The organism is Marinactinospora endophytica (genome assembly GCF_054780875.1).
Window position 1 is genome coordinate 383,275 of record NZ_BAAGVM010000004.1, and the last position, 13,821, is coordinate 397,095.

Sequence of the window (13,821 nt, forward strand, 5' to 3'; positions counted from 1 at the left end):
TCGGTTCGATGGTGGCCGCGGGCGCGCCGGCCCGGCCGCGGGGCTACGGCGTGCCCAGCACCACCTCGAAGCTGCGCCGCAGGGCGTAGGGCTGGATCTGGCCGAGCCCGTGGGCGTGACGCGGGCGTACCCGCACCACCTGGTAGGAGTCGTCGTCCTCCAGCAGCCCGGCGAGCGCCTCGTCGATGAGGACGGTGCCCGGACGGGCGAAGGAGGTCAGCCGGCTGGCCCGGTTGACGGTGGTGCCGAAGACGTCGCCCAACAGGGCCAGGACGGGGCCGTAGGCCAGGCCGACACGGACGTCGGGGACCTCGACGTGGGTCTTCACCCCGTCGGCGAGTTGCAGGGCGATCTCGGCGGCCTGGGCCGCGGAGTTGGTGACGTAGAGGACCTCGTCACCGAGGGTCTTGACGACCCGGCCACCGCTGGAGGCCACGATGTCGGCCGAGGTGGCCTCGAAGCCCTCGACGACCTCGGCCAGGCCGGCCTCGTCGAGCTCGCGGCTGAGCGTCGTGAACGAGACCAGGTCGGCGAACCCGACCACCAGGGGGAAGTAGTTGGGGGCGGCGTCCTCGTTCTTCTCCAGGACGGCGAGCGTACGCGCCGCCGACGCCGCGAGCTGGCGCCGCCAGATGTGCACGAGCAGCCGCTCGACGTCGGGGAGCAGGTCCTTGGTGATGCCCACGAGAGGGGCGAGCTGGCCGCCCTCCACGGTCTCCGGCGGGGTGTAGTCGAGGGTGGTCAGGATGCTCGTCTGCCACTCGGCGAGGCGGGCCATCGTCTGCCCCATGGCGCGCGCCAGGCGGATCGCGGCCTCCTCGTCCAGCACCCCGTTGGCCAGCAGATTCGCGGTGATACGCAGGGCCTCGACGTCGCTCTCCGTGAACGCGGGGGTGTCATCGCCCCGCGCGGCGAACCCCAGCGCCCGCCAGATGCGAGTGGCGAACTCCTGTGGTGCTCCGGCTCGCCGCACCGCCTCTTCACGGGTGTAGAGCGCCTCGCCTCCCATCAAGGCGGCTTCGATCTGCTTGGGGTCGGGACGCGACGGCATACGTTCTCTCGTGTTCTGGGCCGGAGCGGCGGGCCTGGGACCCGAGGGCGGCCTGGGATGGGCGCACGGAGCGTGCGCGTGACTGCCGGTTTAGTACGTGAGGGCCGGGGCCGTCAAGAAAACGCGCGCCCGGCCGCCGGCGCCACCGCGGGCGACGTCCGGGAGGCGGCGGCGCGGTCGCGTCCGCACGGGATCGGGGACGGTGCCGCTCCTCGCTCCCCGCGGGGTGACGGTCCGTGATCGGCATGAGCACATGGTCGCACAGCCCGCCGTGACGGCGGCGTGACACCATGGTGCACATCAGGTGACCGCGCTGCCGCCCGGCGGAGGTCACGGCGTGGTCCCCGCCCGCCCCGTCGAGGGCCGGACGTGGACGACGTCGCCCGCGCTCAGCGACGTGACCGTCCCGTCGCCGGCGGCCACGGTGAGCCGGCCGTCGGCGTCGATCCCCGTGGCCGTCCCCTCCAGGATCCGCTCGCCCGGCAGGTGGACCCGCACCTGCCGGCCGATCGTGACACAGCGGGCACGGTACTCGGCCGCCAGGCCGGACGCCTCGGCGTCGCCGTCGCGTTCCAGCCACGCCCGGTAGCGGTCGGCGAACCCGCGCAGCACCGCCCGCAGCAGCGGGTCGCGGTCCACGCACGCCGCCTCCTCCACCGCCAGGGACGTCGCCGTGGGAACGGGCAGCTCGGCACGGGACTGCGCGACGTTGAGCCCCATGCCGATGACGACCGCGCTGTCTGTCGTCGAGGGCGCCACCTCGGCGAGGATGCCGGCGAGCTTGCGTTCCTCCCCGCCCGTCGCGAGCAGGTCGTTGGGCCACTTCAACCCGACGTCGACCTCGGCCACCCGGGCGACGGCGCCCGCCGCGGCCACCCCCATGAGCAGCGACAGCCAGCCGTAGCGGGCCGCCGACACCCGCGGACGCACCAGGACCGAGAACGTCAGCGCGGCACGCGGGGGCGTGGTGAAGACACGGTCCAACCGTCCCCTCCCCGCCGTCTGGTGCTCGGTGACGAGCACACTGCCCTCGGGCGCGCCGGCGTGGGCCCGGGCGACCAGGTCGGTGTTGGTGGACCCGGTCTCGGCCACCACCTCGATCTCGCGCCACAGACCCCCGGGCCGCACGAGGGCCCGGCGCAGTCCGGAGTCTCGCAGCGGTGGCCGCCCGAGGTCGGTGTAGGGAGAGGAGTCAGCGGACATGCCCCCATTCAACCGTGTCCGGGGAGGCGTCCGGTGGTCGGCCCAAGGCCGACCACCGGACCGGCACCTCACCCGGTGTTCTGCAGACCCGCCGCCACCCCGTTGACCGTGAGCAGCAGCAGGCGCTCCAGGTGGCTGCGGTCCTCCTCGGAGAGCTCGCCCGCCTCCGCCGAGCGCAGCGCCTCCAGCGCGCGCAGCTGAAGGTGGGACAGCGCGTCCACGTAGGGATTGCGCAGGTCCACCGCGCGCGACAGGACCGTGCGGTTCTCCAGCAGGCGGTGGTGCCGGGTCACCTTGAGGACCAGCTCGCGGGTGCGGTCGTACTCGGCGAGGACGCGCTCGGTGAGCTCCGGCCGGCCGCCCAGCATGAGGTAGCGCTCGGCGATCGCCCGGTCGGTCTTGGCCAGACTCATCTCGGCGTTGTCCAGCAGCGAGGCGAACAGGGGCCACTCCGTGTAGGCGGCGTGGAGGGCGTCGGGGTCGCCGGCCGCGGCCAGGCCGCTGCCCAGCCCGTACCATCCCGGCAGGTTGACCCGGGTCTGGGTCCAGGCGAACACCCAGGGGATCGCGCGCAGGTCGTCCAGGCCGCGCGCCGCCGAGCGGCGGGAAGGACGCGATCCGAGCCGGAGCTCACCGAGCTCCTCAAGCGGGCTGACCCGGGAGAACCACTCGGCGAACCCCTCGGTGTCGATGAGCGAACGGTAGGCGTCGTGCGCCGCCACGGCGATCCGGTCGGCCACCCCCCGGAACCGTTCGGCCGCGGCCTCCGCCTTCTCCTGCACCGTCCGGGTCGAGGCCATCAGGACCGCGTGGCCCACCTGCTCGATGTGGCGGCGCGCGATCGCCCGCTGACCGTAACGGGCGAAGATGACCTCCCCCTGCTCGGTCACCTTGAACCGGCCCGCGACCGATCCGGGCGCCTGGGCCAGCAACGCGCGGTTGGCCGGCCCACCGCCACGCCCCAGCGAACCGCCCCGCCCGTGGAACATGGTGAGTTCGACGCGGTTGTCCCGCGCCCAGGCGGTCAACCTGGCCTGGGCGTCGTAGAGCCGCAGAGTGGCGCTGACCGGGCCGACGTCCTTCGCCGAGTCGCTGTAGCCCAGCATGATCTCCATGCGGCGACCGGTCTGCTCCAGCCTGCGCTGCACACCGGGCAGCTTGAGCATGCCGTCGAGCACCTGGGGGGAGGCGTCCAGGTCGGCCCCCGTCTCGAACAGCGGAACCACGTCCAGGACCGGCGCCCGCCCCGACGGCAGCGCGCGCTCGGCCAGTTCGTAGACCGCGGCGACGTCCTCCGCGGAACGGGTGAAGCTGACGATGTAGCGGCGGCAGGCGTCCACGCCGAACCGCTCCTGGATCCAGGCGATGACGCGCAGGGTGGCCAGGACCTCCTCGGTGGCCTCCGAGAGCGCCCCTCCCGCGCGAAGCTCCTCCAGGGCCCGCGCGTGGACGGCGCTGTGCTGGCGGACCTCGAGTTCGGCGAGGTGGAAGCCGAAGGTCTCGGCCTGCCAGATCAGGTGCTGGAGCTCGCCGTAGGCCTGGCGGACCGCGCCGGCCGCGGCGAGCGACTGCTGCACCGTGCGCAGGTCCGCCAGGAACGCCTCCGGTCCGGGGTAGGCCAGGTCGGCGTCGCGCTCGCGGGTGGCGCGCAGCCGTTCGGTCGCGAAGAGCAGGAGCTGGCGGTGGGGTTCGCCCGGCGAGCGCTTGACGATCTCGGCGATCAGCCGCGGATGGCCCGCCTGCGCGGTGGCGAGCGCGGCGCGCAGATCCTCACTCGGCGGGGTGAGCCCGGTGTAGACGGTCAGGGTCCGGCCGATCCGCCCGCAGGCGGCCTCCAGCGCGCGCAGCACGTGCTCGGACTGGATCGCGATGGCCTCACGGGTCACCTCGTGCGTGACGAACGGGTTGCCGTCGCGGTCGCCGCCGATCCAGCTGCCGTAACGGACGAACGGCCGGGCCAGGGGAGGCCGCCGGCCGGTCCCCTCCGGGTCGATCGCGGCGTCCAGCGCGCGGTACACCTCGGGGACGACGCGGAAGATCGTCCCGTCGAAGGCGGCCAGCGCGGTGCGCACCTCGTCGAGCGGGTCGAGCTTGGTGTAACGCAGCTGGGAGGTCCGCCACAGCAGGTCGACCTCCTCGGCCAGCCGGCGCCGCGCCTCGGCCTCCTCCGCGCTGCCGGGGTGGGCCGCGCGCAGCCGTTCCAGCTGGTCGCCGACCCGCAGGATCGCCGTGGACACCGCGCGCCGGCGCGCCTCGGTGGGGTGGGCCGTCAAGACCGGGTGGAACTCCATCCCCTCGACGAACTCCCGCAGCCGCTCCTCACCCGCCTCCTCCCGGATGTGACGGACCGCCGCCGCGAGCGACTCGCGCGGCGGGTTCGCGGCGTCGTCGCGCTCGCGCAGCGCCCGGATCCGGTGGTGCTCCTCGGCCAGGTTGGCGAGGTGGAAGTAGACGGTGAAGGCACGCGCCACCTGCTTGGCGCGTTCGAGGGGCCATGAGGCCACGAGTTCGGTGATCTGCTCGCCGGTGACCGAGCCGTCCCGGGCGCCGATGACGGCCCGCCTGAGCCGTTCCACGTCGGCCAGCAGATCCTCGCCGCCGCTCTCGGCGAGGATCGTACCGAGCGTCTCGCCGAGGAGGCGGACATCGCTCCGCAGCCGGTCGGGCATCTCCTGGCGGGCACTGTCGCGTTCCGCGCTAACCGCTGTCATGCGGGTCACCTTACCCAGATTGGTCTGAACCACTTGAGAGGTGGGGGTCACATGGAGGCGGCCGTCGCGCAAAGCCCCGGAAGCCGGTCAGACCATGCGGGGAAGCCGACGTTCACGGAATCGCCCGGACGGGGCCGAGCCGGGAGGAACGCCCCTCCCGGACCCGGCTTCAGGGACCGCGGCGTCGCGGACCTTCCCTGCCCGCGGCCGTGTCCGGGAGGCGCGCGGCCGGACGGAACGGGTTGGCCCGGCCGGATCCCGCCCTGGACTTCTTCCCGGCTCCCCGCGCCAGGGCCTTGCCCGGCCCCGCGGGAAAATCCTTCACTGCGGCCTTCCGGCCCGCCTGGTCCGCCTGCAACGGCAGCCGCCAGGACGCTCCCGCCCGGTCGGCGAGCCTCTGGAAGTCACGGGAGTCGACGGTCGCGATGGACGTGGCGCGGTGCCTCTCGGCCGCGACGAGGACCGAGGCGTCACAGCCCCCGACCTTGATATCCGCGTGCTCCCTGATGATCTGCGCCATGCGGCCGTAGTCCTTGGGGCGCGCGTTGACGACACGGACGTCCGGTGCCTCGGCGAGCGTGCGCAGGAAACTCGCCTCCGCCCTGTTCCCCTCGGCCCCGAGACGACGGATCTGGAAGGCCGCCTCACCGACGATCAGATCGGGGACGAGCAGCTCCTCACGGCTGCGCGCCAGCCACCGCTCACTCGCCTCGGTGTGCCGGTCGCCGGTGACCAGGCTGACGAGGACCCCCGTGTCGAGGACCGCGGAGTCGCCCCGCGTCGCGACCTCGGTGTCCTCGGGCACGGGATCGCGGGGCCGCAACGGGCCCAGGGCGTCGGACTGGTCGGGCGGCGCGAACAGGAGGTAGTCGACCCCCTCCGGGCGCACACCGCCGTAACGGCCGGGGGTCACGGTCGCGATCTGGGGGCCTCCGAGCCGTTCCGCCACGGCAACGGCGCCGGCCTCCGCGGTCCCGAACCCGCTGTTGGGGTGGCGTCCGACGAGATCGGCCATCCGCGCGTAGTCGGCTCGGGTGTGTTCGACCACGACGAACCGACTTCGGTCGTTGAGTTCGTCGAAGAAGGCCGCCTCCGCCTGTGGCGCGCCGAGCCGCTCAAGAGCGTGGGAGACACCGGCGACCACGGAGGCCGGAACCCGTACCTGCTCGGTCTGCCGTTCGAACAGCTCCACGCAGGCCCGGTGGTCGGCGTCGCCCTCGCTGAGCAGGGCGATCAGAAAACCGGTGTCAGCGACGATCACCCGAGGAGCCGTCCTCCCCCTCGCGGGCGTCCTCGCCGTACAGAATCTCCCCGGTCCTTCTGCTCAGATCGGACGGCGCCCCCTTGAGCATCCCCACGAATTTCGGAAGCCCCGGGGCACGCGGCGGCAAAGGCATGCACTGCTCATTCAAGAGATCGATCGCGTCACGCAACCGCTCCTCGGGAATCCTCTCGACGAGCCACCGCAATTCATCACGCAGATCCGACATGAACATGATCCTAGCGCGGCACCGTCTCCGATCCCGGCCCCTGATCTCACCGGCGTCAACGACGATCACCCGAGGAGCCGTCCTCCCCCTCGCGGGCGTCCTCGCCGTACAGGATGTCCCCGATCCTGATGCTCAGGTCTCCCGGCCCCTCGAGCATCCCCACGAACTCCGGAAGCCCCGGGGGCGCGGCGGCGCGGGCATGCACTGCTCATTCAAGAGATTGATCGCGTCACGCAACCGCTCCTCGGGAATCCTCTCGACGAGCCGCCGCAATTCATCACGCAGATCCGACATGAACGCGGCCCTAGCGCGGCACCTTCTCCAATTCCGATCCCTTTTTCACCGGAATTCACCGTTCCCCGAAAAGCCCGGTGAACAGGTCCTCGGAAGAGACCACCGCCCCCACCACGGTCCCATGCCAGTGGTGGACGACAGGGCGCGGAAGGTCCTCGTGCCGGCGGGAGCCCTTGACAGGGGCCAATGGGCGCGCCGGAGAGGGCCGTCCCCGCGCGCCGGTCCGGTCGCAGACAACCGGGAACACCGGCGGCCACGGGAATCCGGGAGGCCCACCACCCCGATCTGCCGTTCCCCGGCTCCACGCGGGCCGGATGACCGGTGACGTGGCTCGGGCGGTGACGACCTCCTCAACGGACAGGACGGCCGGAGACCGGGATCGGCGGCGACCACCGTCCTCGCCCCGGCACCGGCGTTCCTCCGTACCGGCCCCTCGCCCCTGGGCATCCCCACGGACTTCGCAAGACCCGGGGCGGGTGACGGCCAGGACGCGCACTACCCGTCCAGGAGAACGACCGCCGCACGCGGCCACGCCCAGGTCCCCTCTTGATGGGCCACCACGACCATCACGCGAACCCGGCGTGAACGCGCCCGGCGCGGCCGGTCGTCACCTGACAACAGAGGCACCGAGGAGGCGGTCCCCCGGGAAGGAACACCATTCGAGGAGGGGCCGGTTCCTTCCCTTCCCGGAGGTGGACGTCCCGGTCGGTCCGCGCGAGAACGGACCACGGACCCCGACGGATCCGGAACCGGGAATGCCCACTGGACCGTTCTCCTGGCCGGCATCCCTCCCCCGGATTTCTCCCCCTACCGGGCCGTTCACCGGCACGGGACCACCCCTTTGGCCTCTTGTGCCCAACCCCACTTACCTCCGGGTAACCCCGAGCACGTCTCCTCCCAGGCGTCCCACGGGACTACTCTGGTTCTCCATGGCGACCGAAGCCCCTGAACCGTTGCCCGCGGCGGAGATCGACATCCACACCACCGCGGGGAAGCTCGCCGACCTCCAGCGACGCCGCTACGAGGCCGTGCACGCCGGCTCCCAGCGAGCCATCGACAAGCAGCACGCCAAGGGCAAGATGACCGCGCGCGAGCGCATCGACGCCCTGGTGGACCCCGGCTCGTTCGTGGAGTTCGACGAGCTGGCCCGACACCGATCCACCTCCTTCGGTCTGGACGCCAACCGTCCCTACGGGGACGGCGTGGTCACCGGCCACGCCACGATCGACGGCCGCCCGGTGGCGTTGTTCAGCCAGGACGTGACCGTCTTCGGCGGATCGCTGGGCGAGGTCTACGGCGAGAAGATCGTCAAGGTCCTCGACCACGCGCTGAAGACCGGCTGCCCGGTGATCGGCATCAACGAGGGTGGCGGCGCGCGCATCCAGGAGGGTGTCGTCGCGCTCGGCCTGTACGCCGAGATCTTCAAGCGCAACGTGCACGCCTCGGGCGTCATCCCGCAGATCTCGCTGATCATGGGCGCGGCCGCCGGCGGACACGTCTACTCCCCCGCGCTGACCGACTTCATCGTGATGGTCGACCAGACCTCCCAGATGTTCATCACCGGCCCCGACGTCATCAAGACGGTCACCGGCGAGGACGTCACCATGGAGGAGCTGGGCGGTGCGCGCACGCACAACGCCCGTTCGGGCGTCGCCCACTACATGGCCTCCGACGAACAGGACGCCCTCGACTACGTCAAGGCGCTGCTGGCCCACCTTCCGGCCAACAACCTGGAGGACCCTCCGGTCTGGGAGGCGCCGGCGGAGCCGGAGATCACCGACGCCGACCGGGAGCTCGACACCTTCGTCCCCGACTCCGCCAACCAGCCCTACGACATGCACCAGGTCATCGAGCACGTCGTGGACGACGGGGACTTCCTGGAGGTCCAGGCCCAGTTCGCCCCCAACATCATCGTGGGCTTCGGCCGGGTCGAGGGACGGCCGGTCGGCGTGGTCGCCAACCAGCCGATGCAGTTCGCCGGCTGCCTGGACATCGACGCCTCGGAGAAGGCGGCCCGGTTCGTGCGGACCTGTGACGCCTTCAACGTCCCGGTGCTGACCTTCGTGGACGTTCCCGGTTTCCTGCCGGGGACCGACCAGGAATTCCGCGGCATCATCCGGCACGGCGCCAAGCTGATCTACGCCTACGCCGAGGCCACCGTCCCGCTCGTCACCGTCATCACGCGCAAGGCGTTCGGCGGGGCCTACGACGTCATGGGGTCCAAGCACCTGGGCGCCGACATCAACCTGGCCTGGCCCACCGCCCAGATCGCCGTCATGGGTGCCCAGGGAGCGGTCAACATCCTGCACCGGCGCGCGCTGGCCGCGGCCGAGGACCCCGAGGCCGAGCGGACCCGGCTGGTCCAGGAGTACGAGGACACCCTCCTCAACCCCTACGTCGCCGCCGAACGCGGCTACGTCGACGGGGTGATCCTCCCCTCGGAGACCCGGACCTCGGTCATCAAGGCGCTGCGCAGCCTGGGCGGCAAGCGCGCTCAGCTGCCGCCCAAGAAGCACGGGAACATCCCGCTGTGAGCCCGCGCGAGGAACACCCCGGAACCGGCACGCGGCCCTTCCTCCAGGTGGTCAAGGGCGATCCGTCCCCCGAGGAGGTGGCGGCGCTCGTCGCCGTGCTGACCGCGCGGGCCCGTGCCGCCCAGGCGGCGCGGGCCGCCGCGGAGCGTGCCGCCACGCCGGTCTCGGCGTGGCGCGACCGCTCGCGCCTCGTGCGCCGGCCGCTGCGCCCCGGGCCGGGGGCCTGGCGTTCCGCCTTCCATCCCGGATGACCCACCCAGACGTAGATGTCCCGAGGGCGGGCATACCTGTGCCGACGGCCAGTGGTCCGCCTTGCCTAGACTTCTTTCCAGGCTTTTGCCATGCGGGCGCGAGGGCAAGCCGACGCCGTAGCAGGAGGAATTTCTAACGTGCGCAAAGTTCTGATCGCCAACCGAGGCGAGATCGCGGTGCGGATCGCCCGCGCCTGCCGGGACGCCGGTCTGGCCAGCGTCGCCGTCTACGCCGAACCCGACCTCGACGCGCTGCACGTCAAGGTCGCCGACGAGGCGTTCGCGCTGGGCGGCACCACTCCCGCCGACAGCTACCTCGACATCGCCAAGATCCTCGACGTGGCACGCGAGTCCGGGGCCGACGCCGTCCACCCCGGCTACGGATTCCTCGCCGAGAACGCCGACTTCGCCCAGGCGGTCATCGACGCCGGGCTGACCTGGATCGGCCCGCCGCCCTCGGCCATCACCGCGCTGGGCGACAAGGTCCAGGCCCGGCACATCGCGCAGAAGGTCGGCGCGCCACTGGTCGCCGGCACCCCCGACCCGGTCTCCGGGGCCGACGAGGTCGTCGCCTTCGCCCAGGAACACGGCCTGCCCATCGCGATCAAGGCGGCCTTCGGTGGCGGCGGCCGCGGATTGAAGGTCGCCCGCTCGCTGGACGAGGTCGCCGACCAGTACGAGTCCGCGGTGCGCGAAGCCGTCACCGCCTTCGGACGCGGCGAGTGCTTCGTCGAGCGCTACCTCGACCGCCCCCGCCACGTCGAGACCCAATGCCTGGCCGACGCCCACGGCAACGTCGTGGTCGTCTCCACCCGTGACTGCTCGTTGCAGCGCCGCCACCAGAAACTGGTGGAGGAGGCGCCTGCGCCGTTCCTCACCGCCGAGCAGCTCGACCTGCTCTACTCCTCCTCCAAGGCGATCCTGCGCGAGGCCGGTTACGTGGGGGCGGGCACGTGCGAGTTCCTCGTCGGCGCCGACGGCACCGTCTCCTTCCTGGAGGTCAACACCCGCCTCCAGGTCGAGCACCCGGTCACCGAGGAGGTCACCGGCATCGACCTGGTGCGCGAGATGTTCCGCATCGCCGAGGGCGGGACCCTGGACTACGAGGACCCGGTGGTGCGCGGCCACTCCTTCGAGTTCCGCATCAACGCCGAGGACGCCGGCCGGAACTTCATGCCGGCGCCGGGCACCATCACCTCGTTCAACCTCCCCGGCGGGCCCGGGGTGCGCGTCGACACCGGGTGCGAGGCCGGGTTCACCGTCCCGCAGGCATTCGACTCGATGGTGGCCAAGCTGATCGTCACCGGGCGCACCCGGACCGAGGCCCTGGAGCGCTCACGCCGCGCCCTGGCGGAGTTCGAGGTCGGCGGCATGCCCACCGTCATCCCGTTCCACCAGGCGGTCGTGGCCGACCCCGCCTTCGCCCCGGCCGACCCCTCGCAGCCGTTCACGGTGCACACTCGCTGGATCGAGACCGAGTTCGACAACGACATCGCCCCCTACTCCGGGCCGACCGTCCAGCCCGAGGAGGCGGAGCCGCGCGAGCGGGTCACCGTCGAGGTCGGTGGGCGGCGGGTCGAGGTCGTCCTGCCCGCGGGGCTGGGCGCCGGCGCCACGGCCCCGGCCGGGCGGACCGCCCCCAAGCGAACCTCCCGACGGTCGGGCGGGGCGGCCGGCACGGCCGTGAGCGGCGACGCCCTGGTCTCCCCCATGCAGGGCACCGTCGTCAAGGTCGTCGCCGAGGACGGCCAGACCGTGGCCGAGGGCGACACCATCGTGGTCATCGAGGCCATGAAGATGGAACAGCCCCTGACCGCCCACAGGGCCGGCATCATCAAGGGCCTGGCCGTCACTGCGGGCGAGACCATCGGCAACGGCGGCGTCGTCTGCGAGATCAAGGACGCCTAAGCCGGAACCGCTCAGCGAGAACAGAACGCGCCGTCCCACGGGGGCGGCGCGTTCTGTTCTTCAGGAGTCATCCGTCTAGATCCCGGTCCCACTGCTCCACGCCCCTTCCAGCCGGGGCATGGAACAGAAAGACGGAGATCAACGCCGGGAGAGGACTTCCAGAATCCGAGGTCTCTTCTTCGCCCACGACAGTCAGGCCCTTCTGCGCCTGGTGCGGGGGTTTCTGTATCCCGTTCTCGCCACGACCTTCGGTGGCATAGAACCAGTCAAACCGCACGACGGCAAGGGGCGCGATCGTCTGCGCCGATGCCTGCGCGAACGGGTCCCTCCAGCGCCTGACGTACAAGGGTGTGGAGTCCTTGAAACGGTCGGGACAAGACTCATGGCAGACCGACCGGATACTGCTGCCTGCACGATCGTCACGAGCGCAGATCCGGCTGCTTCCCGGCCTTCATCGGCATCGCCTGAAGAACGTTGTTCCGCTCCCGCCGCACACTCACCGAATGACACGAGCTCTGAATTCGTTCTCACCGGCCGCACTCGCTTCGAGACGCTGCAACGTCCAGCCGCACACTCACCGATTCCCAGGTCGACGGTACGCCCACCATCATCTTTTCAGCAAGCGATCGCGGCCGACGGCAGTCTTCCTCGATGGTCAAAAGCTCATCTGATAGACACCGATGAACATGAGCAATAATCCCGTAAGCGACAATATGAAAAGAGCGGAGACATAGACCGTCTCTACATACACCATCTTCCTACTGCCCCCCTGGAGGCCCTTTTCAAGCTCCTGCAGAGGACCCTCCAGGCCCCCTAGAGACCTAAGACCTTCTTGCAAATTCTCATATCTCAAAGCGTATTCTTTTCTATCCAAATCGACATCGACTCCACCAGGAAAAGTCGATCGCCTCCCCCCGCCCTCCCCTATTTCCTTTGCAACGAAATTGTCAATGAGTCGACGTCTGCGCTCGGCAACATCCCTCCACCCCTTCCACCTCTTCAGTTCAGGGAGAGTGTAAGCATATTCTCCACCGCCTTTGAGAATACTGAAAACCCCTTTTATCGCGTCGTCCATAACATTCTCCATCACCCAAACAACTAGAGAAGCAGCGACTATGGAAAAGAATATGAAGGTGGAATCTGCAGCCATCGGCAACCCTTTTACACGTCAAATAGGTTCGGACACAAACAGTTCTTCACAGAGCATTACGCTGTCCTCCGTCATCCCTTTTCCACCCTCGCCCGGTTCCGCTTCCTCCAGTCTTCCTATTACGCTCGACCGCTTTCAGGAGCCGTCGCTTCCCTCCAGGCTCCAGCCCACTTCCCACTTCTCTCCCTGAAGGATTCACCGGACCATCCACTCTTTTCCGTTCTTGCCCTTTACCTGGATATTCACTATTCAAAATATCGCCCAAGCCGGAGAAATCATCTCTTATCTTTATGTTCGCCAAACCAGAGCGATCGCTCCTTTCAAGCAATCCTGCGACCACCGACAGAATCTGCGCGATATCTTCGGTCGACCTGGGGCTCATGCCAGAAACTAGTTCAACTCTCCCCTCGTTCAGGATGCCCAGCGATCCAAGTTCTTTGACCAGGTCCGCAAGGAGTCCCACCTCTTCGTCCCATTTAAGCCGATTCGCTTCGATTTTGGACTCCAGAGCCGACCCCCTGTTGCGTTCCGTCTGCTCGCCCATATCGATCAGGGTCTCTTTACCCTCAGCCCTTTGCTTCCGGGCCGCCAGTTCCTGAAGCTTCACTCCTTCCCCCTCTTCCAGATCACGGAGCTCCTTCTTTTTAGTCACCAGGTTGCGCCAATCTTCCACAATGGAACCGAAATCAGACACAACCGTAAGAACCAGAGTCACTGCTCCTATAACAGTGGCTCCTAGCCCTACGATATTCGGCACATCCAAGACGAATCCCCTTCAACATACACCCCTAAAAGTAGGAGTAAAATCCTCCCGTAATCACTGCCAAAACAAACATCATGAAAATAAACGACGCCTGCCTCTTCGTGAGCACCGCCTTCCTTTCCGCGTCAATATCATATTTTAGACTCCTTTCAAATTCTTCTACCTTATTCCGCTCTTCTTCAATCGCCTTCTTTATCCCCTCGCACACATAAGAGGCGCGCCCGCTATCCTTGACCCTTTCAAGATAAATCAGCTTCTTCCTCTCCGCCCCGAGAACCCTCCTAGCCCGAATCCCGAGGGACACGGATTCGCGGCCCTCCCCCTCCCGTTTCCCCTCGCCCGAATGATTCGGCGAGAGAGTGTATCTATCAGAAACAAGAGCGTAGCCAAGGAAAGCGACGACAACCAGCACAGAAACCGTGAAACCAGTTACGAGAAAAACCACGTCCACCCCAATTCACCTCAC

Annotated in this window: 12 protein-coding genes; 3 read left to right on the top strand and 9 right to left on the bottom strand. The window is 69.0% G+C overall.

Going from position 1 to position 13,821, the window contains the following annotated elements:
* Positions 1-43: 43 nt before the first annotated feature.
* The 6 genes from ACYVHU_RS10420 to ACYVHU_RS10445 form a co-directional block, all read right to left on the bottom strand.
* Entirely contained in the window at positions 44-1,051 is a 1,008-nt protein-coding gene (locus ACYVHU_RS10420; protein WP_078761658.1) for an adenylate/guanylate cyclase domain-containing protein, read from the bottom strand.
* 330 nt (positions 1,052-1,381) lie between these two features.
* A complete protein-coding gene (locus tag ACYVHU_RS10425; RefSeq protein ID WP_078761659.1) occupies positions 1,382-2,254 on the bottom strand; it encodes a biotin--[acetyl-CoA-carboxylase] ligase in 873 nt (290 codons plus the stop codon).
* Positions 2,255-2,322: 68 nt separating this feature from the next.
* Positions 2,323-4,923 (bottom strand): phosphoenolpyruvate carboxylase, encoded by a 2,601-nt coding sequence (locus ACYVHU_RS10430; RefSeq protein ID WP_235000943.1) that lies wholly within the window; start codon positions 4,921-4,923, stop codon positions 2,323-2,325.
* Positions 4,924-5,134: 211 nt separating this feature from the next.
* Complete coding sequence (locus tag ACYVHU_RS10435; protein ID WP_078761661.1) at positions 5,135-6,226, bottom strand: type II toxin-antitoxin system VapC family toxin; 1,092 nt, start codon at positions 6,224-6,226, stop codon at positions 5,135-5,137.
* Positions 6,213-6,455 (bottom strand): hypothetical protein, encoded by a 243-nt coding sequence (locus ACYVHU_RS10440; protein ID WP_144390082.1) that lies wholly within the window; start codon positions 6,453-6,455, stop codon positions 6,213-6,215. Before ACYVHU_RS10440 ends, ACYVHU_RS10435 begins: the two co-directional genes overlap by 14 nt.
* A gap of 55 nt (positions 6,456-6,510) precedes the next feature.
* A complete protein-coding gene (locus tag ACYVHU_RS10445; protein WP_159457255.1) occupies positions 6,511-6,660 on the bottom strand; it encodes a hypothetical protein in 150 nt (49 codons plus the stop codon).
* A gap of 1,018 nt (positions 6,661-7,678) precedes the next feature.
* Between ACYVHU_RS10445 and ACYVHU_RS10450 the strand changes: the two genes are divergently transcribed.
* The 3 genes from ACYVHU_RS10450 to ACYVHU_RS10460 all read left to right on the top strand — a co-directional run bounded on the left by ACYVHU_RS10450 (position 7,679) and on the right by ACYVHU_RS10460 (position 11,442).
* Entirely contained in the window at positions 7,679-9,283 is a 1,605-nt protein-coding gene (locus ACYVHU_RS10450; protein ID WP_498948199.1) for an acyl-CoA carboxylase subunit beta, read from the top strand.
* The gene (locus ACYVHU_RS10455) at positions 9,280-9,534 is read left to right on the top strand and encodes an acyl-CoA carboxylase subunit epsilon (protein WP_078761664.1); all 255 of its coding nucleotides are present in this window, start codon (positions 9,280-9,282) and stop codon (positions 9,532-9,534) included. Before ACYVHU_RS10450 ends, ACYVHU_RS10455 begins: the two co-directional genes overlap by 4 nt.
* A gap of 138 nt (positions 9,535-9,672) precedes the next feature.
* The gene (locus ACYVHU_RS10460; protein ID WP_078761665.1) at positions 9,673-11,442 is read left to right on the top strand and encodes an acetyl/propionyl/methylcrotonyl-CoA carboxylase subunit alpha; all 1,770 of its coding nucleotides are present in this window, start codon (positions 9,673-9,675) and stop codon (positions 11,440-11,442) included.
* A 655-nt stretch (positions 11,443-12,097) separates the two neighbouring features.
* Here ACYVHU_RS10460 and ACYVHU_RS10465 read toward each other — a convergent pair.
* The 3 genes from ACYVHU_RS10465 to ACYVHU_RS10475 form a co-directional block, all read right to left on the bottom strand.
* Positions 12,098-12,592 (bottom strand): hypothetical protein, encoded by a 495-nt coding sequence (locus tag ACYVHU_RS10465; RefSeq protein WP_498948200.1) that lies wholly within the window; start codon positions 12,590-12,592, stop codon positions 12,098-12,100.
* 46 nt (positions 12,593-12,638) lie between these two features.
* Positions 12,639-13,307 carry a hypothetical protein gene (locus ACYVHU_RS10470; RefSeq protein ID WP_498948201.1) on the bottom strand — a complete coding sequence of 223 codons (669 nt, stop codon included), beginning with the start codon at positions 13,305-13,307 and terminating at the stop codon, positions 12,639-12,641.
* A 73-nt stretch (positions 13,308-13,380) separates the two neighbouring features.
* Positions 13,381-13,806: a hypothetical protein gene (locus tag ACYVHU_RS10475; RefSeq protein WP_498948202.1), complete on the bottom strand. Its 426-nt coding sequence runs from the start codon at positions 13,804-13,806 to the stop codon at positions 13,381-13,383.
* Positions 13,807-13,821 lie beyond the last annotated feature (15 nt).

Coding starts and splice junctions, on each gene's coding strand:
- ACYVHU_RS10420 (WP_078761658.1), bottom strand. CDS start 1,051: ATGCCGTCGCGTCCCGACCCCAAGCAGATCGAAGCCGCCTTGATGGGA.
- ACYVHU_RS10425 (WP_078761659.1), bottom strand. CDS start 2,254: ATGTCCGCTGACTCCTCTCCCTACACCGACCTCGGGCGGCCACCGCTG.
- ACYVHU_RS10430 (WP_235000943.1), bottom strand. CDS start 4,923: ATGCCCGACCGGCTGCGGAGCGATGTCCGCCTCCTCGGCGAGACGCTC.
- ACYVHU_RS10440 (WP_144390082.1), bottom strand. CDS start 6,455: ATGTCGGATCTGCGTGATGAATTGCGGTGGCTCGTCGAGAGGATTCCC.
- ACYVHU_RS10450 (WP_498948199.1), top strand. CDS start 7,679: ATGGCGACCGAAGCCCCTGAACCGTTGCCCGCGGCGGAGATCGACATC.
- ACYVHU_RS10465 (WP_498948200.1), bottom strand. CDS start 12,592: ATGGCTGCAGATTCCACCTTCATATTCTTTTCCATAGTCGCTGCTTCT.